The organism is Streptomyces sp. BBFR51 (assembly GCF_044591655.1).
Lineage (GTDB): Bacteria > Actinomycetota > Actinomycetes > Streptomycetales > Streptomycetaceae > Streptomyces.
Genome location: NZ_CP172448.1, coordinates 897,151 through 920,020 on the forward strand (window position 1 = coordinate 897,151; position 22,870 = coordinate 920,020).

General features: G+C 72.9%; 23 protein-coding genes and 1 pseudogene. 13 read left to right on the forward strand and 11 right to left on the reverse strand.

Going from position 1 to position 22,870, the window contains the following annotated elements; all coding sequences use genetic code 11:
• Window positions 1-317: 317 nt before the first annotated feature.
• A complete protein-coding gene (locus ACGH7X_RS04140; RefSeq protein ID WP_399881713.1) occupies window positions 318-1,289 on the reverse strand; it encodes a TetR/AcrR family transcriptional regulator C-terminal domain-containing protein in 972 nt (323 codons plus the stop codon).
• 178 nt (window positions 1,290-1,467) lie between these two features.
• Here ACGH7X_RS04140 and ACGH7X_RS04145 point away from each other — a divergent pair, with 178 nt between their 5' ends.
• The gene (locus ACGH7X_RS04145; RefSeq protein ID WP_399881715.1) at window positions 1,468-2,679 is read left to right on the forward strand and encodes an FAD-dependent monooxygenase; all 1,212 of its coding nucleotides are present in this window, start codon (window positions 1,468-1,470) and stop codon (window positions 2,677-2,679) included.
• A 471-nt stretch (window positions 2,680-3,150) separates the two neighbouring features.
• Here ACGH7X_RS04145 and ACGH7X_RS04150 read toward each other — a convergent pair whose 3' ends face one another.
• Both ACGH7X_RS04150 and ACGH7X_RS04155 read right to left on the reverse strand, forming a co-directional pair.
• Entirely contained in the window at window positions 3,151-3,357 is a 207-nt protein-coding gene (locus ACGH7X_RS04150) for a hypothetical protein (protein ID WP_399881717.1), read from the reverse strand.
• Window positions 3,354-3,671 carry a DUF6415 family natural product biosynthesis protein gene (locus tag ACGH7X_RS04155; protein WP_399881719.1) on the reverse strand — a complete coding sequence of 106 codons (318 nt, stop codon included), beginning with the start codon at window positions 3,669-3,671 and terminating at the stop codon, window positions 3,354-3,356. Before ACGH7X_RS04155 ends, ACGH7X_RS04150 begins: the two co-directional genes overlap by 4 nt.
• A gap of 435 nt (window positions 3,672-4,106) precedes the next feature.
• Between ACGH7X_RS04155 and ACGH7X_RS04160 the strand changes: the two are divergent.
• Both ACGH7X_RS04160 and ACGH7X_RS04165 read left to right on the forward strand, forming a co-directional pair.
• Window positions 4,107-4,269 (forward strand): annotated as a pseudogene (locus tag ACGH7X_RS04160) (hydrolase); the annotation flags it as partial.
• 155 nt (window positions 4,270-4,424) lie between these two features.
• Entirely contained in the window at window positions 4,425-4,982 is a 558-nt protein-coding gene (locus ACGH7X_RS04165) for a hypothetical protein (RefSeq protein ID WP_399881720.1), read from the forward strand.
• Between the two features lie 36 nt (window positions 4,983-5,018).
• Here ACGH7X_RS04165 and ACGH7X_RS04170 read toward each other — a convergent pair whose 3' ends face one another.
• The 4 genes from ACGH7X_RS04170 to ACGH7X_RS04185 all read right to left on the reverse strand — a co-directional run bounded on the left by ACGH7X_RS04170 (window position 5,019) and on the right by ACGH7X_RS04185 (window position 9,104).
• Window positions 5,019-5,570 (reverse strand): PadR family transcriptional regulator, encoded by a 552-nt coding sequence (locus tag ACGH7X_RS04170; protein WP_399881722.1) that lies wholly within the window; start codon window positions 5,568-5,570, stop codon window positions 5,019-5,021.
• Window positions 5,571-5,612: 42 nt separating this feature from the next.
• Window positions 5,613-7,628, reverse strand: coding sequence for an FAD-dependent oxidoreductase (locus ACGH7X_RS04175; protein WP_399881724.1), 2,016 nt, complete (start codon window positions 7,626-7,628; stop codon window positions 5,613-5,615).
• A 113-nt stretch (window positions 7,629-7,741) separates the two neighbouring features.
• Window positions 7,742-8,113 (reverse strand): hypothetical protein, encoded by a 372-nt coding sequence (locus ACGH7X_RS04180; RefSeq protein WP_399881726.1) that lies wholly within the window; start codon window positions 8,111-8,113, stop codon window positions 7,742-7,744.
• 109 nt (window positions 8,114-8,222) lie between these two features.
• On the reverse strand, window positions 8,223-9,104 hold the full coding sequence (locus ACGH7X_RS04185) for a hypothetical protein (RefSeq protein WP_399881728.1): 882 nt from the start codon (window positions 9,102-9,104) through the stop codon (window positions 8,223-8,225).
• Between the two features lie 253 nt (window positions 9,105-9,357).
• On the opposite strand from ACGH7X_RS04185, the gene ACGH7X_RS04190 reads away from it, so the two are divergent.
• Entirely contained in the window at window positions 9,358-11,433 is a 2,076-nt protein-coding gene (locus ACGH7X_RS04190) for a SpoIIE family protein phosphatase (protein WP_399881730.1), read from the forward strand.
• A 16-nt stretch (window positions 11,434-11,449) separates the two neighbouring features.
• Here ACGH7X_RS04190 and ACGH7X_RS04195 read toward each other — a convergent pair whose 3' ends face one another.
• The gene (locus ACGH7X_RS04195) at window positions 11,450-12,271 is read right to left on the reverse strand and encodes a putative protein N(5)-glutamine methyltransferase (RefSeq protein WP_399881732.1); all 822 of its coding nucleotides are present in this window, start codon (window positions 12,269-12,271) and stop codon (window positions 11,450-11,452) included.
• Between the two features lie 281 nt (window positions 12,272-12,552).
• Between ACGH7X_RS04195 and ACGH7X_RS04200 the strand changes: the two genes are divergently transcribed.
• From ACGH7X_RS04200 to ACGH7X_RS04225, 6 genes are all read left to right on the forward strand, one after another.
• Window positions 12,553-13,047, forward strand: a complete 495-nt coding sequence (locus ACGH7X_RS04200) for a MarR family winged helix-turn-helix transcriptional regulator (RefSeq protein WP_399881734.1) — start codon at window positions 12,553-12,555, stop codon at window positions 13,045-13,047.
• Window positions 13,048-13,138: 91 nt separating this feature from the next.
• Window positions 13,139-13,744, forward strand: coding sequence for a sulfite oxidase-like oxidoreductase (locus ACGH7X_RS04205; RefSeq protein ID WP_399881736.1), 606 nt, complete (start codon window positions 13,139-13,141; stop codon window positions 13,742-13,744).
• The gene (locus ACGH7X_RS04210) at window positions 13,737-14,513 is read left to right on the forward strand and encodes a ferredoxin reductase (RefSeq protein WP_399881738.1); all 777 of its coding nucleotides are present in this window, start codon (window positions 13,737-13,739) and stop codon (window positions 14,511-14,513) included. Before ACGH7X_RS04205 ends, ACGH7X_RS04210 begins: the two co-directional genes overlap by 8 nt.
• A gap of 165 nt (window positions 14,514-14,678) precedes the next feature.
• On the forward strand, window positions 14,679-15,263 hold the full coding sequence (locus ACGH7X_RS04215; RefSeq protein WP_399881740.1) for a hypothetical protein: 585 nt from the start codon (window positions 14,679-14,681) through the stop codon (window positions 15,261-15,263).
• Window positions 15,264-15,381: 118 nt separating this feature from the next.
• Entirely contained in the window at window positions 15,382-16,350 is a 969-nt protein-coding gene (locus ACGH7X_RS04220) for an acetylxylan esterase (protein ID WP_399881742.1), read from the forward strand.
• A 125-nt stretch (window positions 16,351-16,475) separates the two neighbouring features.
• Window positions 16,476-17,219, forward strand: coding sequence for a GntR family transcriptional regulator (locus ACGH7X_RS04225; RefSeq protein ID WP_399881744.1), 744 nt, complete (start codon window positions 16,476-16,478; stop codon window positions 17,217-17,219).
• A gap of 9 nt (window positions 17,220-17,228) precedes the next feature.
• Here ACGH7X_RS04225 and ACGH7X_RS04230 read toward each other — a convergent pair whose 3' ends face one another.
• Window positions 17,229-17,954, reverse strand: coding sequence for a class I SAM-dependent methyltransferase (locus tag ACGH7X_RS04230; RefSeq protein WP_399881746.1), 726 nt, complete (start codon window positions 17,952-17,954; stop codon window positions 17,229-17,231).
• Window positions 17,955-17,958: 4 nt separating this feature from the next.
• Window positions 17,959-18,546, reverse strand: coding sequence for a PadR family transcriptional regulator (locus ACGH7X_RS04235; RefSeq protein ID WP_399881748.1), 588 nt, complete (start codon window positions 18,544-18,546; stop codon window positions 17,959-17,961).
• Between the two features lie 71 nt (window positions 18,547-18,617).
• Here ACGH7X_RS04235 and ACGH7X_RS04240 point away from each other — a divergent pair, with 71 nt between their 5' ends.
• The 3 genes from ACGH7X_RS04240 to ACGH7X_RS04250 all read left to right on the forward strand — a co-directional run bounded on the left by ACGH7X_RS04240 (window position 18,618) and on the right by ACGH7X_RS04250 (window position 21,840).
• Window positions 18,618-19,028: a nuclear transport factor 2 family protein gene (locus ACGH7X_RS04240; protein WP_399881750.1), complete on the forward strand. Its 411-nt coding sequence runs from the start codon at window positions 18,618-18,620 to the stop codon at window positions 19,026-19,028.
• 395 nt (window positions 19,029-19,423) lie between these two features.
• Window positions 19,424-20,563, forward strand: a complete 1,140-nt coding sequence (gene rho / locus ACGH7X_RS04245; protein WP_399881752.1) for a transcription termination factor Rho — start codon at window positions 19,424-19,426, stop codon at window positions 20,561-20,563.
• A gap of 98 nt (window positions 20,564-20,661) precedes the next feature.
• Window positions 20,662-21,840: a D-alanyl-D-alanine carboxypeptidase family protein gene (locus ACGH7X_RS04250; RefSeq protein ID WP_399881754.1), complete on the forward strand. Its 1,179-nt coding sequence runs from the start codon at window positions 20,662-20,664 to the stop codon at window positions 21,838-21,840.
• Window positions 21,841-21,917: 77 nt separating this feature from the next.
• On the opposite strand, the gene ACGH7X_RS04255 is transcribed toward ACGH7X_RS04250, so the two are convergent.
• Window positions 21,918-22,850 (reverse strand): glutaminase, encoded by a 933-nt coding sequence (locus ACGH7X_RS04255; protein WP_399881756.1) that lies wholly within the window; start codon window positions 22,848-22,850, stop codon window positions 21,918-21,920.
• Window positions 22,851-22,870: the final 20 nt, after the last annotated feature.

Sequence of the window (22,870 nt, forward strand, 5' to 3'; positions counted from 1 at the left end):
GCTGGGAACCTGCACCCAGACGGACCTGGAACGCTGGACTGACGCCCGCCATCGTCACGGACCGCAGGGCATCCCGGATCGAGCGGTTGAAGGCCCAGGTTGCAATGTGCGGCGTCTGCCTGCTGCCCGCCCCGGCACGGCCCCCTCCGGATCATGCAGGTGAGGCCGTACGCGGCCCCCTGGCTGGAGTATCTCCGCAGGTGGCGAGGCCGAGACGAGAGCCCTGGGCCGGGACTGTGACGTCACGGTCCCGAGGTCGAGTCCGATGTGAGGCCGTTCCTTTTGGTGTCGGTGGTCGGGGGCCTTGAGTTCTCCGTTCAGTCGGCGGAGCTCTCGTTGAGGAGTGCGGCAAGGCCGTCGAGGAGGCGCTGGAGGCCGAACTCGAAGAGGGCGTCGAGGTCGAAGTCGTAACCGGCCGCGGCGAGGTGTGAGAGCGCGGGGAACCGGCCGGTGGCCAGAATCGCCAGGAGCGCGGGCTCCTGAGTGTCCATCCACTCCTCGCTGTCCAGGCCGCTGTGCGCCTCGGCCTCCCGCTCCGACTCCAGGTGGACTGCGACGCCACGGGCGTAATTGAGCAGCATGAGGTGCGCGGTGAAGGCGGACTGCAGGTCGAGACCGCGGGCGTGCAGGGTGGCAAGCATCCACTCGCTGTACGGCAGCGCCGAGGTGATCATCTGAGGGCGGGTCACCGACAGGGCCGGTGCGAACCACGGGTGGCGCCGGAACAGGTCCCACAGCTGCCGAGCCGCCAGCTCGATCGCCGCGCGCCAGCCGTCCGGCGGGTCGGCGGGCAACGGGTACTCCGCGATGACCGTGTCCATCATCCGCGTCAGCAGATCGTCCTTGTCTGCGACGTGCCGGTACAGCGACATGGTCGCCACCCCGAGCTCGGCGGCCACCCGACGCATCGAGACCGCGGCCAGCCCCTCCGTGTCGGCGACCGTGACGGCGGCACGGACGATCCGTCCGAGCGTGAGCGCCGTCTGGACCGATGACGTATCAGACGCATCAGACGGCCCGCCCGGGCGTGCGACGGCCGCAGGGCGGGCGGCCCGCACCGGGCGGCTCGGGGACGCCACAACTGTCCCGACGCCGGGGACGGCGCGGACCATCCCCTCGTGGCGCAGCTCGGTGAGCACCTTGGTCGCGGTCGCCATCGCGACGCCCCACTGCCGGGTGATCTCGCGGGTCGAGGGCACGCGATCGCCCGGCGCCAGTTCACCCGTCTCGATCCGCCGCCGCAGTTCACCGACGATCTGGCTGTAGCGCGGTATCGCCTGTCCGCCCATCGACACCCCTTGCACTAGTGCACCTCGATGAGTGTCATCCTAGCCGTCGACGCCGGGCGATCCCCGTGCGCGAGCACCTTCCCTGCTTCTCAGCACTAGTACAGTGCTACTCGACATCTCGCCCTGAAAAGGGATTTCATGCTTGCGCACTATCTTGCGTACGGCGTACGTTCAGGTCATGCCGAACAACGAGATACTCATCTGCGGGGCTGGCATCGCCGGGCCCGCGCTGGCGTACTGGCTACGCAAGGGAGGCTTCAGGGTCACGGTCGTGGAACGCACGCCGGAGCCCCGGCCGGGCGGGCAGACCGTGGATCTGCGCGGCGCCGGCCGCACCGTGATCGAGCGGATGGGTCTGATGGACCGGGCCAGGGCGGAGAGCGTGGACCAACGCGGCCTCGCACTCGTCGACGCCTCCGGCCGGACCACGGCGCGGGTGCCCGCCGACAGCTTCGGCGGCGAGGGGATCGTCTCCGAGATCGAGATCCTCCGCGGCGATCTCGCTCACCTGCTGTACGAGGCCACCCTGCCGGACACGGAGTACCTGTTCGACGACACCATCACCGGCATCGATCAGGACACTGACGCGGTCACCGTCACCTTCGAGAAGGCGGCGCCGCGCCGGTTCGGGCTGGTCGTCGGCGCGGACGGACCGCACTCCGTGGTACGCGCGCTGGCCTTCGGCCCGGAGCGGGAGTTCGTCCACCCGCTCGGCCTCTACACGGCCTGGTTCACCGCCACCGACGACCTGGAACTCGACGGCTGGTACCTGATGCACAACGCGCCCGGCGGACTGGTCGCCTCCGCGCGGCCCGGCCGTCTCCCCGGCGAGATCAAGGCCGGCCTCAGCTTCCGCTCGGCACCGATCGCCTACGACCGCCGCGACACCGCCGCCCAGCAGGAACTCGTGGCCCAGCACTTCGCAAGGGTCGGCTGGGAGACCCCACGCCTGCTGCGGGCCATGCGCACCGCCCCGGACTTCTTCTTCGACTCCATGGGCCAGGTCCGCCTCGACCGCTGGTCGCGCGGCCGTGTGGCGCTGCTGGGCGACGCCGGATACTGCGCGACCCCGCTGACCGGCCTGGGGACCAGCCTGGCTCTGGTCGGCGCCTACGTGCTGGCCGGTGAACTCGCTGCCGCCGGGGGCGACCACCGCATCGCCTTCCGCCGCTACGACGAGGTGATGCGCCCGTACGTGAGCCAGGCCCAGCAGCTCCCGCCGGCCGGCGCCTCGGGATTCGCGCCTTCGGGCCGGCTCGGCATCCGCCTCCGGGACATCTCCATGCGCCAGATGACCCGCTGGCCGATGCGGAACCTGCTCGCCGCGCAGTTCGCCAAGGCCGGGGACATCGCACTGCCGGAATACCGTCTCGCCGCGGACATACGGTGAGCGGTCCCGGCCACGGGTCAGCGAACGTTCATGAGCTTGCCGAGGAGACCGGCACCCCTGCCGACCCCGTCATCCCGGTGGGCGACGGCACCCGCCACTTCGGCATCCAGCCCATCAACCGACAGGCCATCAGGAGTGACCTTCGTCACCCGATACGGTGCTTCGTTGCCATGGAAAGCGACACGACCTGTATGGGACACGGTCTCTGCGGCGACAACCGCCGATGAATTGGACGCTCGCCACTCCGAGCGCGGTGGCCTCGTCGATGAGGCGCCGCCAGTCGTCGCCGGTCATGCTGCCGTGTCCCTTGGTCGGGCCGGCCTCGGCGCAGCAATGCGAGGAGCACGACAGTTGACACCTGCCGGTGATCTCCAGTTCGAGGAAGGTGATCCTCCGGCGCGGTGTTGGTCGGGGGTTCGAGTACAGCGGTCATGTGGTGCTGCCTCCACACGAGCAGGCCGCCGATCGCCTTCACGACCGCATCGCCTGTACGAGCAGGACCCGGGCCAGGATGCGGACGGCAGCCGGGTCGGGCTCCACCAGGTCGGCGTGCGCGCGGTGCGCCCAGACGTTCCAGCCGGGCCCTGAGTTGCCGCTCTCGTGGGCGACCAGGACGGCGTCGTCGGGGTCAGGAATCGACTCGTCGCAGTACCGGCACACGTGCAGCGCGGCGGTCACCGGTGCTCGCCGCCCACGGTCTGGTAGTGGTCGCACAGGGCGTTCACGGACCGGGCGAGGCGCTGCGCGTGGGCGATGGGGGCGGGGAGGCTTCCGTCCCGGGGCTCCAGCCGCAACCCGATGCGGGCCTCGCCGATGCAGGCGAGCGCGCAGGCGCGCGGCACGTCGTCCTCGGGCCACGTGAGCGCGGCCGTCTCGACTTCGGGGATGGCGAGCATCATGTAGCCGCGCAGCCGGAGCGTCAGCGTCTCCAGTTCCTTGGGCGAGGGCGGCTCGGCATCCTGTGCAAGGAGGCGGCGCGCGGTGGTTCTCATCGCCGTAATGTCGAGGGGAAGTCGTGGTGACGGGAGGCCGGAACTATCAGTCCTCACTGATAGCTCCGGCCAGAACTTGGACGAAGTGTCGCACCCCCAGCCACGCCCCATAGTTGGAGATCCTCGGTCCGGGGCAGGCCGATGCGCCGGCCGATCCACTCGTTGGCGTCGTGCTCCCACGTGGTCGCCCATACGAGGTCGAACGGCAGGGCCTGGAGCGCGGGCCCGTGGGCGGGGTCGAGCCACACGCGGAGCGGCTTGACCCGGTGCTCGGGCAGGCCACCGTGCTGGGCGATCCACGAGTCGGGCTTCAGCCGGTGCGTCTTGTATCCGGCCGGGCGCCGGTGCGGTGGCGCGCCGAACGGGTGCAGCGGCCGTCCACGTCCCAAAGGAGCAAGGGCTTCGGTCCCATGAGGTCAGTCCTCGCCTTCCTCGAACTGGGTCCCGCCGCACACCGACGGCACGGTCACCGAGTACCAGATCCACCTGGACGGCCGTGCGGCGACCTCGCTGGTCTACGGCGCCGGCGCGGCTCGCCGACGGAACCTGGGGCGGCTTCTCGGCGGAGCGGAAGGTGACGACCGGCGCGAAAGGGTGACGCCGGGTGCGGCGTGCGGGGCGCGTCACCTGGGCGGTCGCGCTCCGCATGCGGGCACGGCCCCCGCCCTGTTGGCTGCCAGAGGGGGCACGGGCGTTCCCGATCCCGGCGGCGCAAGGATGTACCGCCGACCGTGCCGCCGGAGGGCAGTCCACATGCGCATCTCATCGCCACTTCTCCGCTCCGGCCTGACCGTGGCAGCGGCCGCCGCGCTGCCCGTCGCCCTGGCCGCCGGACCGGCGTCCGCGGGACCGGGGATCTCCGTGAGCACCACCGGCACCACGGTGTCGGTCACGACCACGGCCTGCGCGCAGCTCAACGGCGCCTGGGGCACCGCCTCGCTGCTCACCAGCAGTCAGCGGGACTTCGCCGAGGGGCGTCAAGTGGCGCTGTCCGGCAGTGCTTCAAGCCAGTCCGCGGCCTGGTCGGGGATCACGCCGGGCACGTACACGGTGATCGTCATGTGCTCGAACAACAGCACCGCCGGTACCCAGACGGTCATCGTCTCCTCGGCGCCCTCGCCCTCGGCCTCACCCAGTCGCTCCGCCACCCCCTCCCCGTCCGCGTCGCCGGGTGGTGTCATGGGCGGTCTCGGCGGGGCCGTCCAGGACTACGGCACGGCCACCCTGGTGGCGGGCGGCGCGCTGGTGGGCACCGGCGTCATCGCCGCGGCCTGGTTCCTGCGCCGCCGCTCGAAGCCGTACCGCTTCTGAGCGGGGCGGGGCCCCGGATGAGACGGGCTGCCGCGGTCAGGTCCGTTCGTCGGCGGGCAGCTCGGGGAACTCCGCCAGCGCGTGCCTGAGCCACTGGGTCCAGAACGTCTCCAGATCGATGCCGGCCCGCAGCACCAGGTGCCGCAGCCGGTCCTCGGCGCTGTCCCGGCCGGGCGGGAAGTCCCGCTCCTGGATCTCCTCGTACTCGGCCAACTGCCGTTCGTGCAAATCCAGATGGCGTCGCAGATCCGCCTCGACACCGGCGGTGCCGACCACGGCGGCGGCACGCAGCCGCAGCAGCATCGTGTCCCGCAGGGGTTTGGGGTCGTGTGGGGCGGCGGTCCAGCGGGCCAGTTCGGCGCGGCCCGCCGGCAGCACCTCGTAGGACTTCTTCTGCCCGCGGGCCGGCTGCTGGCCGGGCAGTGCGCGGATCAGGCCCTCCGCTTCCAGTTTTCCCAGCTCGCGATAGATCTGCTGGTGCGTCGCCGACCAGAAGTAGCCGATCGACCGGTCGAACCGGCGGGTCAGCTCCAGCCCCGACGACGGCTTTTCGACCAGGGCGGTGAGGATCGCGTGCGGGAGTGACATGCGCTCATCCTAGGGACGCCCCCGCACCGCCCGGACCGCCCGCTACAGCGCCGCCGCCAGCTCGGTGCCCTGCTTGATCGCACGCTTGGCGTCCAGCTCGGCGGCCACGTCGGCACCGCCGATGAGGTGCGCGGCGCGCCCGGCGGCGACCAGCTCGTCGTACAGGCCGCGGCGCGGCTCCTGGCCCGTGCACAGGACGATCGTGTCGACCTCCAGCACGGTGGACTCGTCGCCGATCGTGAGGTGCAGTCCGGCGTCGTCGATCCGGTCGTAGCGCACGCCGGGGACCATGGTGACGCCGCGGTGCTTCAGCTCGGTGCGGTGGATCCAGCCGGTGGTCTTCCCGAGCCCGGCGCCGACCTTGGACGTCTTGCGCTGGAGCAGGTGGACGGTGCGCGGCGGCGCGGGGCGCTCGGGCGCGGCGAGGCCGCCGGGCGCGCGGTAGTCGGTGTCGACGCCCCAGAGGCGGAAGTACGTCCCGGGGTCCTCGTGCGCCTTGTCGCCGCCGTCGGTGAGGTACTCGGCGACGTCGAAGCCGATGCCGCCCGCGCCGAGGATCGCGACCCGGTCGCCGACGGGCGCGCCGCCGCGGAGCACGTCGAGGTAGCCGACGACGCTCGGGTGGTCGGCGCCGGGGATGTCCGGGGTGCGCGGGGTGACGCCGGTGGCCACGACGACCTCGTCGTGGCCGGCGAGGTCCTCGAGTCCGGCCCGGATGTTCAGGCGTACGTCGACGCCGTGCGCCGCCAGTTGGGTGCGGAAGTAGCGCAGCGTCTCGTCGAACTCCTGCTTGCCGGGGACCTTGCGGGCGACGTTCAGCTGGCCGCCGATCTCGCTCGCGGCGTCGAAGAGGGTGACCTCGTGGCCGCGTTCGGCGGCGCTGACCGCGCAGGCGAGTCCGGCCGGACCGGCGCCGACGACCGCGACGCGCTTGCGCCGCCGGGTCGGGGTCAGGACCAGTTCGGTCTCGTGGCAGGCGCGCGGGTTGACCAGGCAGGAGGTGATCTGCCCGCTGAAGGTGTGGTCCAGGCAGGCCTGGTTGCAGCCGATGCAGGTGTTGATGGCCTCGGGCCGGCCGGCGGCGGCCTTGGCGACGAAGTCGGGGTCGGCGAGCATCGGGCGGGCCATCGACACCATGTCGGCGGCGCCCCCGGCGAGCAACTCCTCGGCGATCTCCGGGGTGTTGATCCGGTTGGTGGTGACCAGCGGGACGCTCACCTCACCCATCAGCCGCCTGGTCACCCAGGTGTAGGCGCCGCGGGGCACGGAGGTGGCGATGGTGGGGATGCGGGCCTCGTGCCAGCCGATGCCGGTGTTGATGATGGTCGCCCCGGCGGTCTCGACGGCCTTGGCGAGGGTGATCACCTCGTCGAGGGTGGAGCCGCCGGGCACCAGGTCCAGCATGGACAGGCGGTAGACGACGATGAAGTCCTCGCCGACCGCCTCGCGCACCCGGCGGACGATCTCGACGGGGAAGCGGGTGCGGTTCTCGTAGGAGCCGCCCCAGCGGTCGGTGCGGTGGTTGGTCCGCGCGACGATGAACTCGTTGATCAGGTACCCCTCGGAGCCCATGATCTCCACGCCGTCGTATCCGGCCTCGCGGGCCAGGCGGGCGGTGCGCACGTAGTCGTCGATGGTGCGCTCGACCTCGGCGTCGGTCAGCTCACGCGGCACGTGCGGGCTGATCGGGGCCTGGAGCGCGCTCGGGGCGACCAGGTCGGCGTGGTAGGCGTAGCGGCCGAAGTGCAGGATCTGCAGGGCGATCCGGCCGCCCTCGCGGTGCACGGCGTCGGTGACGACGCGGTGCCGCTCCGCCTCCGCCGCGGTGGTGAGCTTGGCGCCGCCCTCGTACGGCCGGCCCTCGTCGTTGGGGGCGATGCCGCCGGTGACGATCAGGCCCACTCCGCCACGGGCGCGGGCGGCGTAGAAGGCGGCCATGCGCTCGAAGCCGCGCTCGGCCTCTTCCAGGCCGACGTGCATGGAGCCCATCAGGACCCGGTTGGGGAGCGTGGTGAAGCCCAGGTCGAGCGGGCTCAGCAGGTGGGGGTAGCGGCTCATCGGGCCCTCCGTGCGCGGTGACGTGCCTCTGTTGTAGAGGACGGCCGCCCCTTTTTGCAACTAGTTGCACAAGAGGGCGGCGCACGCCACACTGCCGCGCCCGGCGGGCCTCGTCAGCGACTCCTGAGCCGCACGTGCAGTTCCCGTTCCTGGTCTCCGGAGGCCATGCTCAGGTCCTGCACGGTGAACAGGGAGTCCAGGGTGGTGCGGAACCTCTCGATCGCCCAGTAGCCGCCCTGCACGTCGGCCTCCACGGACGCCCCGAGCCCGGCCGGGTCGCACTCGCCCCGGTGGGCGTCGGCCACGTCGAAGGTGCCGAGCCACACCGTCGGGCGCACCTCGTCGTACTCCCGGGTCACGTCGCCGGCGTGCCGGTCGGAGGAGAAGCGCGCGCACAGGGTGTCGAACACGATCCGGGCATCCTCCTTGCTGCACCCGCTCAGCTCCACCGAGACGGACTCGGGATGCAGTCGCTCACCGTCCATCGTGATCGCTCCCTCTCGCAGTCATGCCCTCGCGTGGTCATGCCCTCTCGCAGTCATGGCCCGTACCACCAGAAAAGCACCACCCGCGGCCCGGCGCGAAGGGGCCGGTTCAGTTCCGGGTGAACCGGTAGGTCTTGCTGTCCGTCAGCACGCAGAAACCGGGCGAGACGACGATCACGCGCAGGGTGCCGCTGCGGCGGTCGTAGTCGATGCCCTCCGCCTCGAAGCCGCCCGAGCAGGCGCTGCGCAGGGGCAGCTGCCGCAGGGCGGTGACGTGGCCGGTCACGTCGGCGGTCCCGTTCGGCGCCGCGGACAGGTCGATCCTCAGCAGCGGCTTGGTGATGCCGAAGAGAGCGCCCTCCGGGTCGTCGGAGGAGCACAGCAGCGTGGTCGCGTCGAGGAAGTCGCAGCCCTGGACGTCGCGCACGGCGTGGTCCAGGTGCACGGTGGCCGCCTGCGGGAGGTCCGCGGAGGGCGAGGTGGCGGGATTGACGCCGGGGGTCGGGAAGACCAGCAGGCGGCTCATGGTGCCCCACTCGCCCGCCAGCATCCACTGACCGTCCGGCGAGATGGCGGACCAGGAGTTGTTCAGCGCCTCGCCGGGGCTCAGCGTGTGCACGTACTCCGCCCAGCCTCCGTCCGGCGCCTGCACGCGGAACATCTTCGTGTTCCCGTCGTCCCGCTGGTACGGCTCGACGTAGTGGCCGTCGTACGAGGCGTCGGGGTCGCCGACGTGGTTCCAGCCGCGGGTGCTCAGGCCGAGCGGGATGGTGCCGATCCCGGTGTAGCGGTTGGGGCTGCCCGCCGGAACCTCGACGGAGGCCAGGCCCTGGCTCTCGGTCAGCGGGTCGGCACGGTCGGAGCCGACCTCGGTCCAGGTGTCGGCGGCGGGAGCGGCCGCCTCCGCCGGGCCGGTGAGGCCGAGGGAGAGGGCGAGGGCGGCGAGTCCGGTCAGGGCTGCGTGACAACGTTGCCGGGCGCGCAGGGGCATGGGGGCTCCTCGTGGGGGTGGCCGGGCGGCACGGGCGGGCGTGGGGCACTCGGCCGACAGTCTGGACTGCCCGCGAGGTCATGTACAGACCAACTCCGGACGCGCTTCGTGCGGCGGTCGCCGCCCTGCGGGGAGATGCTGGAAGAAGACGGCAGAGCCTCGGAGAATCGGCCCTGTGCGCGGTGGAACGCGATAGAACAAGGGAGTCGGCATCAAAGGGCGTGCCGCGTCGACGGTGAAGGCGGGGCGTGGAATGGGTACAGCCGGGGCTGCCGGGTTCGACGGCGACGCGTCGCCGCGCGGACCGGTGCGGCCCAGCGGGCTGCTCGACCTGCTGAACGTGGCCTCGATCGTGCTGGACACCAAGGGCCGGATCGTCCTGTGGAGCCCGCAGGCCGAGGAGTTGTTCGGGTACTCCGCTCCCGAGGCGCTGGGACAGTACGCCGCCCGCATCATGGTCGACGAACGCCATCTCGACCTGGTCGTGAAGCTGTTCGAGGACGTCATGAAGACCGGCCGGAGCTGGGCCGGTGCCTTCCCCGTCCGGCACAAGGACGGCGGGACCCGGCTGGTGGAGTTCCGCAACATGCGCCTGCTGGACGACCGCGGGGACGTCTACGCCCTGGGGCTCGCCGCCGACCAGTCGATGGTGCGCCGGCTGGAGCGGGACGTGGCCCTGTCCACGAGGATGATCATGCAGTCCCCGATCGGCCTGGCCGTCCTGGACACCGAGCTGCGGTACGTCTCGGTCAACCCGGCCCTGGAGCGCCTCAACGGCGTCCCCGCCGGGGATCATCTCGGCCGGACGATCCGCGAGGTGCTGCCGCAGGTGCACGCCGATCCGCTGGAGGCGGCGGCTCGCGGGGTGCTGGAGTCCGGGCTGCCGGTCGTCGACCAGCCCGCGACCGGGCGGACCCCCGCCGATCCGGACGAGGAGCACGCCTGGTCGGTCTCCCTGTACCGGCTGGAGGACGCGCTGGGTGCCGTGCTGGGCGTGGCCGTCTCGGTCACGGACGTCACCGAGCAGCACCGGACGAGCGCCGCAGCCGAGGCCGCGCGGCGCCGGCTGGCCGCCGTGGCGGACGCCTCCGCGCGGATCGGCACCACGCTGCGACTGGACCGCACCGCCTACGAGCTGGCCGACGTGGCCGTGCCGGGCCTCGCCGACATCGCGGCCGTGGATCTCCTGGACGCCGTGGTGGAGGGCAGGCGCAGCACCCTGGGCCCGGCCGAGTCCGCGGTGTTCAGGGCGCTGGCCGTGCGGGCGGACGACGCCCGGGACGCGCTGCGGGCGGCCGACCGGCCCGGCCAGGTCGCCCGGTACGGGCCGGACCGCCTGGTCACCGAGTGCGTGCGCACCGGCCGGGCGGTGATGATGGCGCGGGTGACGCAGGAGGACCTGCCGCGCATCGCCCGCTCGCCGGAGGCGGCCGAGCTGCTGCGCCGGGCGGGCGTGCACTCGTACCTGGCCGTACCGCTGATCGCGCGCGGCGAGGTGCTCGGCGCCCTGGACCTGAAGCGGATCGCCAACCCCCTGCCGTTCGACGAGGACGACCTGTTGCTCGCCCGGGAGCTGGCCGCGCGGGCCGCGCTCCAGATCGACAACGCCCGCTGGTACCAGAACGCCCGCGACACCGCCCTCACGCTCCAGCGCAGCCTGCTGCCGAGCCATCCACCGGTGACGGGCGGCCTCGAGGTCGCCTCCCGCTACCAGCCGGCCGGGGCCACCAGCGAGGTCGGCGGCGACTGGTTCGACGTGATCGAGCTGGAGGGCCGCAAGACCGCCCTCGTGGTGGGCGACGTGATGGGCAGTGGCATCGCGGCGGCGGCCTCCATGGGGCGTCTGCGGACCGCGACGAACACCCTGGCCGCCCTGGAGCTGGACCCTGCGCTGCTGCTCGAGCACCTGGAGCGGACCACCGCGGGCCTGGACCAGGCCATCGCCACCTGCCTCTACGCCGTCCACGACCCGCACCGGCGGCAGTGCCTGATCGCCAACGCGGGGCATCTGCCACCGGTCCGCCTGCGCGCCGGCCGGCCACCCGAACTGCTCGACCTGCCCACCGGGGTGCCGCTCGGGGTGGGCGGCGTCGCCTTCTCCACCACCGCCGTCGACCTGGAGCCGGGCGACCGGCTGGTGTTCTACACCGACGGTCTGGTCGAGACGCGCCGGCATCCGCTGGACGAGCGGCTGGACGCGCTACTCGCCCTCCTGGAGGGGCCGGACCGCCCCCTGGAGGAGGTCTGCGACCTGCTGCTGCGCACCCTGCACGAGCCGGAGAACTCCGACGACGTGGCCCTGCTGATCGCCCGGGCCACACCGCCGTAGCGCACGGTGGACGCGGTCAGCCTCCGACGCCGATCACCACATGGGCGTACAGCTCCTCACAGACCGCGAGGCGGGTCGTCAGGCCGGCCCGGCGGAAGGCGTCCACGGCCGCGGGTGCCTGGCGTTCGCTCGTCTCGACCAGCAGGCAGCCGCCCGGCGCGAGCCAGCGGGGCGCCGCGGCCGCGACCCTGCGCAGTACGTCGAGGCCGTCGGCGCCGCCGTCGAGGGCGACCAGCGGTTCGTGCTCGCGGGCCTCGGCGGGCAGCAGGGCGACCTCGTCGGTGGGGACGTAGGGCACGTTGGCCGCGAGGATGTCCACCCGGCCGCGCAGCGCCTCGGGCAGCGCGTCGAACAGGTCACCGGCGTACACCCGCCCGCCCACGCCCGCGAGGTTGCCGCGGGCGCAGCGCACGGCGGCCGGGTCGACGTCGGCGGCGTGCACCTCGGGCCGGTCGAGCGCGGCGGCCAGGCCGGCGCCGACGGCACCGGAGCCGCAGCACAGGTCCACGACGACGGTCGCGTGCGGTGCGTGCGCGAGGGCCTCGGACACCAGGAACTCGGTGCGGCGGCGGGGCACGAAGACACCGGGGGCGACGGCGATGTGCAGGCCGCGGAACTCGGCCCAGCCCAGGACGAGTTCGAGGGGCAGCCCGGTGACGCGGCGGTCCACCAGCGCGGTGAGTTCCGCGGCGGTGCCGGCGGCGCTCAGGAGAAGCTCCGCCTCGTCCTCCGCGAAGACGCAGCCGGCGGCGCGGAGCGCGGCCACGACGGAGTCACGCGAAGGGAGGGCGGCGGAGAAGAGGGAGGGCGAGGGGGACGCGGGAAACGTGGGAGGCATGGAAGCCGAGAGCCTTTCGGGAACCGAAGGGCGCTCTCGCGGTCACCCGATGCCGGTGACCGCACTGCCGTGGGGTGAGAGCACCCGGACCGACACAGCGGTAATGGGTCTCACCTCCCTGGCGTCCGGCGGCCGGGGCTGTCCGCGGCCGCCGGTCACACTACCTCAGGTGATCAGCCGCCGTCGGCCTTCCCCGTCAGGTTGTCCGGCCTTCCCCGTCAGGTTGTTCGCCCTTCCCCCTTCAAGTTGTACTGTGCAACTGGCAAGGCGGAGGAGGACCCGTGACGGCTGCCGAGACGCCGGACGAGACGGCGGTCGCCCCGGGCGAGCGCCCGGCGGACGCGGCCGTGGAGACCATCCAGCGCGAGATGACGGCCTTCGCCCGCCGAGCCCGGGCCTTGGCGGGGCGCATGCATCCGGAGCTGTCCCTCGTGTCGTACACGCTGCTCGGGCATCTGGAGGAGCGGGACGGCCACCGGGCCACCGACCTGGCCGCCCACTACGCCCTGGACAAGTCCACCGTCAGCCGCCAGGTGTCCGCGCTGGAGCGCGCCGGGCTGATCGAGCGGCGCGTCGACCCGGACGACCACCGCGTCCAGCTCCTGCACCTGACGCGGGCCGGGCGGCACATCCTGGCCCAGGTCACCGAGAGCCGGCGGACGGCCGTACGGCAGCGGCTCGTGGACTGGCCCGAGGAGGACCTGGTCCGCTTCGCGGCGTATCTGGAGCGGTACAACGCGTGGCAGGGTGCGCCGCGAGGTGACGACGAGGCCTGAGCAGCACTCCGGGGCACGTACCGTTGACCGGGTACGCACAGATCACACCGGCCGCGGGCAGCCCGCCCCACGGCCCGAAAGGCCCCACCGCATGAACACCACCCGAGGCTTCACCGGCCGCCCGCGCGCCGCCCGGCCCGGGCTGCCGCCCGGCCAGTACGACGCGGGCGAGGACTGGCCCGTCCTGTCCGCCGAGGTCACGCCCGACATCGAGCCCGCCGACTGGACCTTCCGCGTGGGCGGTCTCGTGGCCGAGCCCCGCACCTGGGACCTGGCCGGGGCCCGTCTGCTGCCGACGTCCGGGTACGCGGGCGACATCCACTGCGTCACCGGCTGGTCGAAGTTCGGTGTGCGGTTCGGGGGCGTGTCCCTGGACGCCTTCCTGGACGCCGCCGGTCCGCTGCCGTCCGCCACGCACGCCGTCGCCCACGCGCACACCGGCTACACCGCGAACCTGCCGCTCGCGGACCTGACCGGCGGACGGGCCTGGATCGTGTGGGAGTACGACGGGCAGCCGCTCGCCCCCGAGCACGGCGGCCCGGCGCGGCTGGTGGTGCCGCACCTGTACTTCTGGAAGAGCGTCAAGTGGATCGCGGGTCTTGAGCTCCTCGACCACGACGAGCCGGGCTTCTGGGAGCAGAACGGCTACCACGCGCGCGGCAACCCATGGCAGGAGCAGCGGTACTCCGGTGACTGAGACAGCCCCGCACACGACGGGGGCCTTCACTCCCCCGACCCGCTTCGCCGTGCCCGGACGCATCGAGGTGACCGGCCAGGTGGCCGGGGTGTGGCAGACGGCCACGCTCACGGAGATCCGCCGCGAGACGCCCCACGCGTCGACCTTCCGCCTCGCCGTGCCCGGCTGGGCGGGCCACCTGCCCGGCCAGCACCTGATGCTGCGGCTGACCGCCGAGGACGGCTACCGGGCCCAGCGCCACTACTCGCTGGCCTCCGCGCCGGACGACTCGGGCCACATCGAGCTGACCCTGGACCGCGTGCCCGGCGGAGAGGTGTCGGGCTGGTTCCACACGGTGGCGCGGCCCGGCGACCGGATCGAGGTGCGCGGCCCGCTCAGCGGATTCTTCGCCTGGCCGGGCGACCGGCCCGCCCTGCTGCTGGGCGCCGGTTCCGGTGTGGTCCCGCTGATGTCGATGGTCCGGCACCACAGGGCGCTGGGTCTGACGGTGCCGGTGCGGCTGCTGGTGTCCGCGCGCGGCCCCGAGGAACTGATCTACGCCCGCGAGTTCGGCGCGGAGACGACACCCGTGTTCACCCGCAGCGCGCCGGCCGGCACCCCCGTGGGACGGTTGTCGGCCGCGCACCTGGCGCCGCTCCTGGCCGAGGCGCCCGCCGGCGGCTGGGAGGCCTACGTGTGCGGATCGAACTCCTTCGCCGAGCACGCGTCACGGCTGCTGGTGGCGGCCGGACAGCCCGTGGACCGGATCCGGATCGAGCGCTTCGGCTGACTCGGGACCCGGACGTGCGCCGGATCCTGAGCGAGGCACGCCGGACTGGGTACCAGAACAGTGCGGGCACTCGCACACGTGGCGCGACACGGAGGCGCGGCGGCCCCCGCGCTCTGACGGCCGCCCGTCCGCTCCTCCGGTCGCGGTGATCGCGGGGAGGTCGACATGCGAACCCGGGTACGCGGCTGGCGCTGGCGGCGCAATCCGCTGCGGCGCCGGTCGGACGTCGTCGAGGCGTGGACCGTGGTGGTCGTCGCCCTCCTGCTGTTCGTGGGCGCACCGCTGCTCGGGGCCGCCACCGCCTGGTGGGGGTACGGGCAGGCCCAGGCGATCGTCGCGGAGCAGCGGGCGGAGCGGCACCGTGTCCGGGCCACGGTGGTCGACAAGACGTCCGACACCCTGTCGTCGAGCCAGCTCGGCGGTCAGCACTCGTATCGCGCGACCGTGCGCTGGAGCGCGCCGGACGGCACGGAGAAGACCACGACGGCGCGGGTGCCGACCGGCACCCGGCACGGGGAGACGGCCGACGTGTGGCTGGACTCCCACGGCAAGAGCGTGCCGCCGCCCTCTGACGGTGCCGAGGTCTGGCAGCACAGCGCCACCGTCGGCTCGTTCACGGCCATCGGGACGGCGCTCACGGTCCTCCTCGCGCACCGCGGCGTACGGGCTGTGGCCCTGCGGCACCGCATGACGGAGTGGGACCGCGACTGGGCCCTCACCGAGCCGCAGTGGACGCACCGCCGGGCCTGACGGCGCCCGGCCCGCGCGGTCCGCGTGAACGGGCCAGACCTGGTGGGCCCGTGGGGCGCTCACGTACGGTGTGATCATCCGCACGGTCCGGCACATCTCCTCGCGAAGGCGGTTCTCGATGGCCCTGTTCGACCTTCCGCTCGACGAACTGCGCGGCCACCGCAGCGCGTCGGCCGAGCCCGAGGACTTCGACGCGTTCTGGGACAAGACGCTCGGGAAGGCCCGCGAGCACGACCTGGACGCCCGCTTCGAACCGGTCGACACGGGACTGTCCACGGTGCGGGTGTACGACGTGACGTTCGCCGGGTTCGGCGGCCACCCCGTGAAGGGCTGGCTGACCCTGCCGGCCGCGACGGCCGAGCCGTTGCCGCTGGTCGTGGAGTTCGTCGGGTACGGCGGCGGGCGCGGACTGCCGCACGAGCACCTGCTGTGGGCGTCCACGGGCCGGGCGCACTTCGTGATGGACACCCGCGGCCAGGGCAGCGCCTGGGGCGGCGGTGGCGGGACCGCGGACCCGGTCGGCGGCGCCCCCGCGTACCCGGGCTTCATGACCCGCGGCCTGGACGCCCCCGAGAACTACTACTACCGCCGGGTCTTCACCGACGCCGTGCGCGCGGTCGAGGCGGCCCGCTCCCATCCGCTGACCGACCCGGCCCGCACGGTGGCGCTGGGCGCGAGCCAGGGCGGCGGCATCACGATAGCGGTGGGCGGCCTGGTGCCGGACCTGACGGCCGTCGCGCCGGACGTGCCGTTCCTGTGCGACTTCCCGCGCGCGACCACACTCACCGACCGGCACCCCTACCGCGAGGTCGGCCTGTACCTGAAGACGCACCGCGGCCGGGCCGAGGACGCGCGGCGGACGCTGTCCTACTTCGACGGCGTGCACTTCGCGGCGCGGGGCCGGGCGCCCGCCCTGTTCTCGGCCGCCCTGGAGGACCAGACCTGCCCGCCGTCGACCGTCTTCGCCGCGTTCAACGCCTGGGCGCACGAGGACAAGGCGATCGAGGTGTACGACTTCAACGACCACGAGGGCGGCGGTCCCTTCCAGGAGGCCGCCAAGCTGCGCTGGCTGCGCTCGTACGTCTGACTTGCGTGGGTGGTGTTTCGGCCGAACCGGCGGACCGGGCTTCCCTGCTGGTTTAGACCAATGATACTTGTGGTGGCGCACCGAGCCCGCGCGGCTACCGTACGTCACCAACAGGAGGGCGCGGCATGGCCCGCACCACCCCGCACGACCACTCCCCCGCCGACGTCCAGCCCCTGTACCTGCGGGTGGCGAACCAGCTGCTCGGCGAGCTGCGCGACGGCGCCGTCCCACCCGGCGAACGACTGCCGGGCGAACGCCGCCTGGCCGAGCACTTCGGGGTGAGCCGGGAGACCGTGCGCCAGGCGCTGGAGGTGCTGCGCCGGGACGGTCTGCTCACCACCGACCGGCGGGGCAGTCACGCCACCCTGCCCGGGCCGCCGGCCGGAAGTCCGGCGCCCCTCGTCTTCCCGGTCGGCGCCCGGGCGGCGGAGCCCCGCACCGGCGACCGTGCCACCGTCGCCTGGGAGGCGCCGCCGCCGGAGCACGCGGCGGAGCTGGGGCTGGCGCCGGGCCGGCCGACCCTGATGCACCGCTACACGTCGGCGAGCGCCGGCGGAAGCGGCCGACGGACGGCCGTGACCTCGTTCTCGGCCGTGGCGCTCGCCGAGGTCGAGGAACTGGCCCGCTACCGCGACCGCGCCGACGGCGTCGCCTCGGCACAGCTGCGGCGGGCCTACGACTGGATGCGCAGGGCGGGCCTGACGCTGCATCACCGCGACACCATCACCCAGCTCACGGACCCCGCGTCGGTGCGGGTCGTGCGGCGGGTGCACGACCAGTACGAGCGGCCACTGGAGATCACGGACCTCCTGGTGGACACCCGACAGGACGCGCTGGTCTACGAGTTCACGCTGCCCGCGGCCGGATGACGCCGCGCGCTACGGCAGTCGCCGGGCCACGACCAGCCGGACGCGCGGGCTGCCGTCGGGCCGGCGCCCGAACTCCGGCAGGGCGTGCAGGTCCGCCCGGAAGCCCGCGCGCGACAACTCGCGGCCCACGTCCCCGAGCCGGAACGTGCGGTAGTACATGACGAACGGCGGCCGCCACAGCGCGTTGCGCACCCGCATCGCCGCGTCGAAGCCCAGCAGCGTCCAGTATCCCGGGGAGCCGGGCCGGGGCGGGGCCACGACGGGGAAGGCGAACCGGCCGCCCGGCCGGAGCACGGAACGCACCTGGCCGAACAGGCCCGGCAGTTCGCGGGGCAGGAAGTGCCCGAACGCACCGAAGCTCACCACGAGGTCGAAAGCGGCCCCGAACGGCAGGTCGCGGGCGTCCGCGCGCACCCAGGAGACGGCCGGGCCCGGCGGCACGGCGCGCCCCCGTGCGACCTCCAGCATTCCCGCGCTGAAGTCGACCCCCGTCACGCTCTCCCGGCACACCCGGGCCAGTACGTGCACGCCCGCGCCGGTGCCGCAGCACAGGTCGAGTCCGGCGCCGAACGGCCCCATCGGCGCCAGCGCGCGGGCCACGGCGTCCAGCACCCGCCCCGGCGTCCGGTACGGGGTGTGGTCGAACTTCGGGGCGAGCAGGTCGTAGCCGCGCTCGACCGACGACAGTGCCTGGACGGCGAGTTCGCGCAGGGTGGGGCCTTCGGGGCTGAACATCCGGTCAGCCTAGGGCGTGTCCGCCGGGTCCGGCCGGGGCACGCCGCCGGCTCAGCACGGTGAGGACGCGCTCGCACCAGCGGGCGTTCTCCCGCTCGAACGTGATGCCGGCGAGCAGTGTCAGGTAGGGGCCGACGCGGTCGGCGTCCCGGAGGTGTTCCTCCTCGGTGCGGCCGTCCAGGAGGCGTTCACGCACGCGCTCGTAGCGGGCGAGCTTGCCCAGGGCCCAGACCCTGCGCTCCTCGACCAGCGCGCGGACGGCCTCCGGGTCGACGCCGTCCATGGCCTGCATCTTGATCAGGAACTCGTCGCGGATGGCGGTGGGGCGGCGGGTCGGTTCGGCCGCGAAGGCGCCCAGTTGTTCCCGGCCGGCCGCGGTGAGCGAGAACAGCCGTTTGGTGGGCCTGCGTTCCTGCGGCACCGTCCGGGCCTCGATCAGCCCGTCGCCCGCGAGGCGCTCCAGCTCCCGGTAGAGCTGCTGCGGCGTGGCGGGCCAGAAGTTGGCGAGCGACACGTCGAACACCTTGGACAGCTCGTATCCCGAGGCCTCGCCCTCCAGCAGGGCGGCCAGGACGGCGTACTTGAGAGACATGTCGACACGCTAGCAAGCACAGACTAATCTACTCCACACCTAGTCAAATAGTTTAGCATGAGGGAGTTGCGATGCGGGCATTCCGCGCGGCGGTCGAGGCGCACGACCTGGACGCCGTCGAGGCACTGCTGGCCGACGACGTGGTCTTCACCAGCCCCGTCGTCTTCAAGCCCTACCGGGGCAAGGCGATCACGGCGGCGATCCTGCGCGCGGTCGAGCGCGTCTTCGAGGACTTCCGCTACGAGCGCGTCATCGGCGAGGCCGACGGCCGCGACCACGCGCTCGTGTTCGCGGCGCGGGTGGGCGACCGGGAGATCAGCGGCTGCGACTTCCTGCACCTCGACGAGTCCGGCCGCATCGACGAGCTGACGGTGATGGTGCGTCCGCTGTCGGGCGCGCAGGCCCTGCAGGCGGCCATGGCCGCGCAGTTCGAGCGGATCGCCGGGGAGGCGCAGGAGGCTCGGGCGCGTTCGGGCGGCTGAGTCCGGCCCGGCACATGCGGTAGACGAAAAGGAAGAGGAAGGAAGACGGAAAGGAAGACGGAATAGGCGGCGCACCGGCCGCGTTGAGGGGTGTGGGACGCCGAATGTCCCACCCCACCGCCACGGCGCCCCTTCCTGTGGTACGGTGCGATCAGCACTTGTGTACGCCCTCCATTGGGCGCCGGTGCCAGTTTCCCTTCGGTTCGCGGATCCGCCCGTCCTGGTGCGACCGACGCGTCCGCTTCTCAGCCCAACCTCGTGAGCAGGGTTTCGCCCCCGCTGTACCCGAGGTGCTGTTCCCGCCGTCCGGAGGCGTGTCGTACGACCCCTCGCGCGGCCTTCCCCCTTCCCCCTCCGCATGTCCCATGCCCGTGTCCTCGAAAGGACCGACCACCATGACCACCACACTCGAACACCCCCCTGTACAGCAGTCCCCTGCCGAGATCGCGAGCGGTGTCCTCGACATCGACACGGGCGGGAAGGGCCGCCTGCGGGGCAAGAGCCTCCAGCCCGAGCCCTCCGACCTCGCCCTCGCACCCGCGCTCATCCGACGGCACGGGCTGCGCAAGGGCGACCTCGTCGAGGGCGTGCGCGGCGACCGGCGCACCCTGACCGACGTCGTCCGCGTCAACGGCCGTACGCCGGACCCGCGGGGCGGCCGGCGGCACTTCTCCGACCTGACCCCGCTGCACCCGCACGAGCGGCTGCGGCTCGAACACCCGGCGGCCGGTCTGACCGGGCGCGTCATCGATCTGATCGCCCCCGTCGGCCGGGGCCAGCGCGGCCTGATCGTCGCTCCGCCGAAGACCGGCAAGACCGTACTGCTCCAGCAGATCGCCGCCGCGGTGGCCGGCAACCACCCCGAGTCCCGGCTGATGGTGGTGCTGCTCGACGAACGCCCCGAGGAGGTCACCGACATGCGGCGCTCGGTGCGGGGAGAGGTGTACGCCTCGACCTTCGACCAGAGCGCCAAGCAGCACATCGCGCTCGCCGACCTGGTGATCGAGCGGGCCAAGCGGCTCGTCGAGGCCGGTGAGGACGTCGTGATCCTCCTGGACTCCCTCACCCGGCTGTGCAGGGCGCACAACAACGCCGCCTCGTCCGGCGGCCGCACCCTCAGCGGCGGCGTCGACGCCGGGGCACTGCTGGGCCCCAAGCGCTTCTTCGGCGCGGCCCGCAAGGTGGAGGAGGGCGGCTCCCTCACCATCCTCGCCACCGCCCTGGTGGAGACCGGCTCGCGTGCCGACGACTTCTACTTCGAGGAGCTCAAGGGCACCGGCAACATGGAGCTGCGGCTCAGCCGGGAGCTGGCCTCCCGCCGGGTCTTCCCCGCCGTGGAGATGATCGGCTCGGGCACCCGGCGCGAGGAGCTTCTGCTGTCCTCCGCGGAGGCGAGTGCCGTGCGCGGCCTGCGGCGTGCCCTGGGGTCCCGGGACGGGCTCTCCGGTCTGGAGACCCTGCTGGAGCGGCTGCGCCGGACGCCGGACAACGCCACCTTCCTGCGCCAGGTACAGCCGACGCTGCCCGTCGACTGACAGCGCGCGCCGGTCTCCTTTACGGCATCCGGGTGCTTGCGTGCGCGAGTCGGCCCGGTCAGCGTGGCGGTTCGGGGGTCCGTTCCTACGTTTGCGGTATGACTATCGGATTCTCATCCTGGGCGGCTCGATCCACCTGCGTGCTCTGCGTGGCAGGGCTGCTGACGCTCATGCCCGCCGCCGCAGCCGCCCGTGCGGAGCGGCCGGACCCCGGTCCGCCCGGCGGGCCCCGGGCCACGGCGCAGCCGTCGGCGCTGTACCGCTCCGGTACCCAGGTCCGGCCGCGCCCCGGGGCGCCCCGGGTCCCCGAAGTCTCCGCGCTGTCCTGGGTCGTGGCCGACGCCGGCAGCGGCGATGTGCTCGCGGCGAACGACGCCCACCGCGAACTGCCCCCGGCCAGCACCCTCAAGACACTGTTCGCCCTCACGGTGCTGCCGGTCCTGCCGGGCGGCATCCGGCACGAGGTCAGCACCCACGACCTGGCCGGCATCGGGCCGGGCAGCAGTCTGGTCGGTGTCGTCGAGGGCCAGACGTACCGGGTCTCCGACCTGTGGAACGGCGTCTTCCTCAACTCCGGCAACGACGCCGTGCACGTCCTGGCCTCGCTCACCGGCGGCTGGAGTGCCACGGCCGACCGGATGCAGGCCAAGGCCCGTGGGCTGGGCGCCCGCGACACCCACGTACGCTCGCCCGACGGGTACGACGCGCCGGGCCAGGTCTCCTCGGCGTACGACCTGGCGGTCTTCGGCCGGGCCGGGCTGCGGCGTCCGGACTTCGCGCGGTACTGCGCCAAGGTCGACGCGATGTTCCCGGGCCGGGACGGGAGTTCGTACGGGATCATGAACACCAACCGGCTGCTCACCGGGGCGGACGGCGTGGAACCGTATCCGGGGCTGATCGGCGTCAAGAACGGCTACACCAGCAACGCGGGCAACACGCTGATCGCCGCCGCCCGCCGCGACGGGCGCACCCTGGTGGTGACCGTGATGAACCCGCAGGAGGGCGGCGGCCACGCGGTGTACGAGGAGGCCCGCTCGCTGCTGGACTGGGGGTTCGAGGCGGCCGGTCGGGTCGAGCCGGTGGGCTCGCTGGCCCCTGGGGACGTCCCGCCCGGACAGGGTCCGCAGGCGGTGCCCGCGGCGGCGACCGCGGCGAAGCCGGCCGAGGGCGACCCGGGCTGGCCGGAGACCGGCGCGATCCTGGGCGTCGCGGGGCTCGGCGCGGGCGTCATGGCGCTCGCCCTGCGGCTCAAGCTCGTGCGGGACGACGGGAGTTGACGAAGCCCCGCACGGTCGAGGCCTTCGAGGCCTTCGAGGCGTTCACCACGTCCGACACATCCGACACGTTCGACGCATCAGAACACGGACAGTCCCGTGAGCGTCGTGAAGCGGTCCAGGGCCGCCACCCCGGCCACCGAGTTGCCCCGCTCGTCCAGGCCGGGGCTCCACACGCACAGCGTGCAGTGGCCCGGCACGACCGCGATGATGCCGCCGCCGACCCCGCTCTTGCCGGGCAGGCCCACCCGGTGGGCGAAGTCGCCGGCCGCGTCGTAGGTCCCGCAGGTCAGCATCACCGCGTTGATCTGCTTGGCCCGGCTGCGGCTGAGCAGCCGGGTGCCGTCGGCGCGGATGCCGTGCCGGGCCAGGAACCCGGTCGCCAGGGCGAGGTCGGCGCAGGACGCGGCGACGGAGCACTGCCGGAAGTACTGGTCCAGGAGCACCGGTACGGGGTTGTCGACGTTGCCGTAGGACGCCATGAAGTGCGCCAGCGCGGCGTTCCGGTCGCCGTGCGCGGCCTCGGAGGCGGCGACCTCCTCGTCGTAGGTCAGGTCCGGGTTGCCGCTCTCCGCGCGCAGGAAGGCGAGCAGTTCGCCGGCCGCGTCGCCGGTACGGGTGTGCAGCCGGTCGGTGACGACGAGGGCGCCCGCGTTGATGAACGGGTTGCGCGGGATGCCGTTCTCGTACTCCAGCTGCACCAGGGAGTTGAACGGGTTGCCGGACGGCTCGCGGCCCACGTGCTCCCACAGGGCGTCGCCCTCCCTGGCCAGGTCGAGGGCGAGGGTGAAGACCTTGGTGATGGACTGGGCGGAGAACGGCTCCCGCCAGTCCCCCACCCCGTACACCGTGCCGTCCGGCTCGGCGACGGCCATGCCGAAACGGCGTGGATCGCGGGCGGCGAGCGCGGGGATGTAGTCGGCGGCCCGTCCCGTGCCCGGGGTCCGCTCGATCTCCTCGGCGATGCGCTCCAGGACCGGCCGGAAGCTCGTCCGTGTGCTCATGATCGCCATTCTCCCTCCGGGCCGGTCCG

Bases quoted from the DNA above. Each gene is read 5' to 3' on its own strand.
- ACGH7X_RS04140 (WP_399881713.1), bottom strand. From the start codon at position 1,289: ATGGGCGGACAGGCGATACCGCGCTACAGCCAGATCGTCGGTGAACTG.
- ACGH7X_RS04145 (WP_399881715.1), top strand. From the start codon at position 1,468: ATGCCGAACAACGAGATACTCATCTGCGGGGCTGGCATCGCCGGGCCC.
- ACGH7X_RS04155 (WP_399881719.1), bottom strand. From the start codon at position 3,671: ATGAGAACCACCGCGCGCCGCCTCCTTGCACAGGATGCCGAGCCGCCC.
- ACGH7X_RS04165 (WP_399881720.1), top strand. From the start codon at position 4,425: ATGCGCATCTCATCGCCACTTCTCCGCTCCGGCCTGACCGTGGCAGCG.
- ACGH7X_RS04170 (WP_399881722.1), bottom strand. From the start codon at position 5,570: ATGTCACTCCCGCACGCGATCCTCACCGCCCTGGTCGAAAAGCCGTCG.
- ACGH7X_RS04175 (WP_399881724.1), bottom strand. From the start codon at position 7,628: ATGAGCCGCTACCCCCACCTGCTGAGCCCGCTCGACCTGGGCTTCACC.
- ACGH7X_RS04180 (WP_399881726.1), bottom strand. From the start codon at position 8,113: ATGGACGGTGAGCGACTGCATCCCGAGTCCGTCTCGGTGGAGCTGAGC.
- ACGH7X_RS04185 (WP_399881728.1), bottom strand. From the start codon at position 9,104: ATGCCCCTGCGCGCCCGGCAACGTTGTCACGCAGCCCTGACCGGACTC.
- ACGH7X_RS04190 (WP_399881730.1), top strand. From the start codon at position 9,358: ATGGGTACAGCCGGGGCTGCCGGGTTCGACGGCGACGCGTCGCCGCGC.
- ACGH7X_RS04195 (WP_399881732.1), bottom strand. From the start codon at position 12,271: ATGCCTCCCACGTTTCCCGCGTCCCCCTCGCCCTCCCTCTTCTCCGCC.
- ACGH7X_RS04205 (WP_399881736.1), top strand. From the start codon at position 13,139: ATGAACACCACCCGAGGCTTCACCGGCCGCCCGCGCGCCGCCCGGCCC.
- ACGH7X_RS04215 (WP_399881740.1), top strand. From the start codon at position 14,679: ATGCGAACCCGGGTACGCGGCTGGCGCTGGCGGCGCAATCCGCTGCGG.
- ACGH7X_RS04220 (WP_399881742.1), top strand. From the start codon at position 15,382: ATGGCCCTGTTCGACCTTCCGCTCGACGAACTGCGCGGCCACCGCAGC.
- ACGH7X_RS04225 (WP_399881744.1), top strand. From the start codon at position 16,476: ATGGCCCGCACCACCCCGCACGACCACTCCCCCGCCGACGTCCAGCCC.
- ACGH7X_RS04230 (WP_399881746.1), bottom strand. From the start codon at position 17,954: ATGTTCAGCCCCGAAGGCCCCACCCTGCGCGAACTCGCCGTCCAGGCA.
- ACGH7X_RS04235 (WP_399881748.1), bottom strand. From the start codon at position 18,546: ATGTCTCTCAAGTACGCCGTCCTGGCCGCCCTGCTGGAGGGCGAGGCC.
- ACGH7X_RS04240 (WP_399881750.1), top strand. From the start codon at position 18,618: ATGCGGGCATTCCGCGCGGCGGTCGAGGCGCACGACCTGGACGCCGTC.
- rho (WP_399881752.1), top strand. From the start codon at position 19,424: ATGACCACCACACTCGAACACCCCCCTGTACAGCAGTCCCCTGCCGAG.
- ACGH7X_RS04250 (WP_399881754.1), top strand. From the start codon at position 20,662: ATGACTATCGGATTCTCATCCTGGGCGGCTCGATCCACCTGCGTGCTC.
- ACGH7X_RS04255 (WP_399881756.1), bottom strand. From the start codon at position 22,850: ATGGCGATCATGAGCACACGGACGAGCTTCCGGCCGGTCCTGGAGCGC.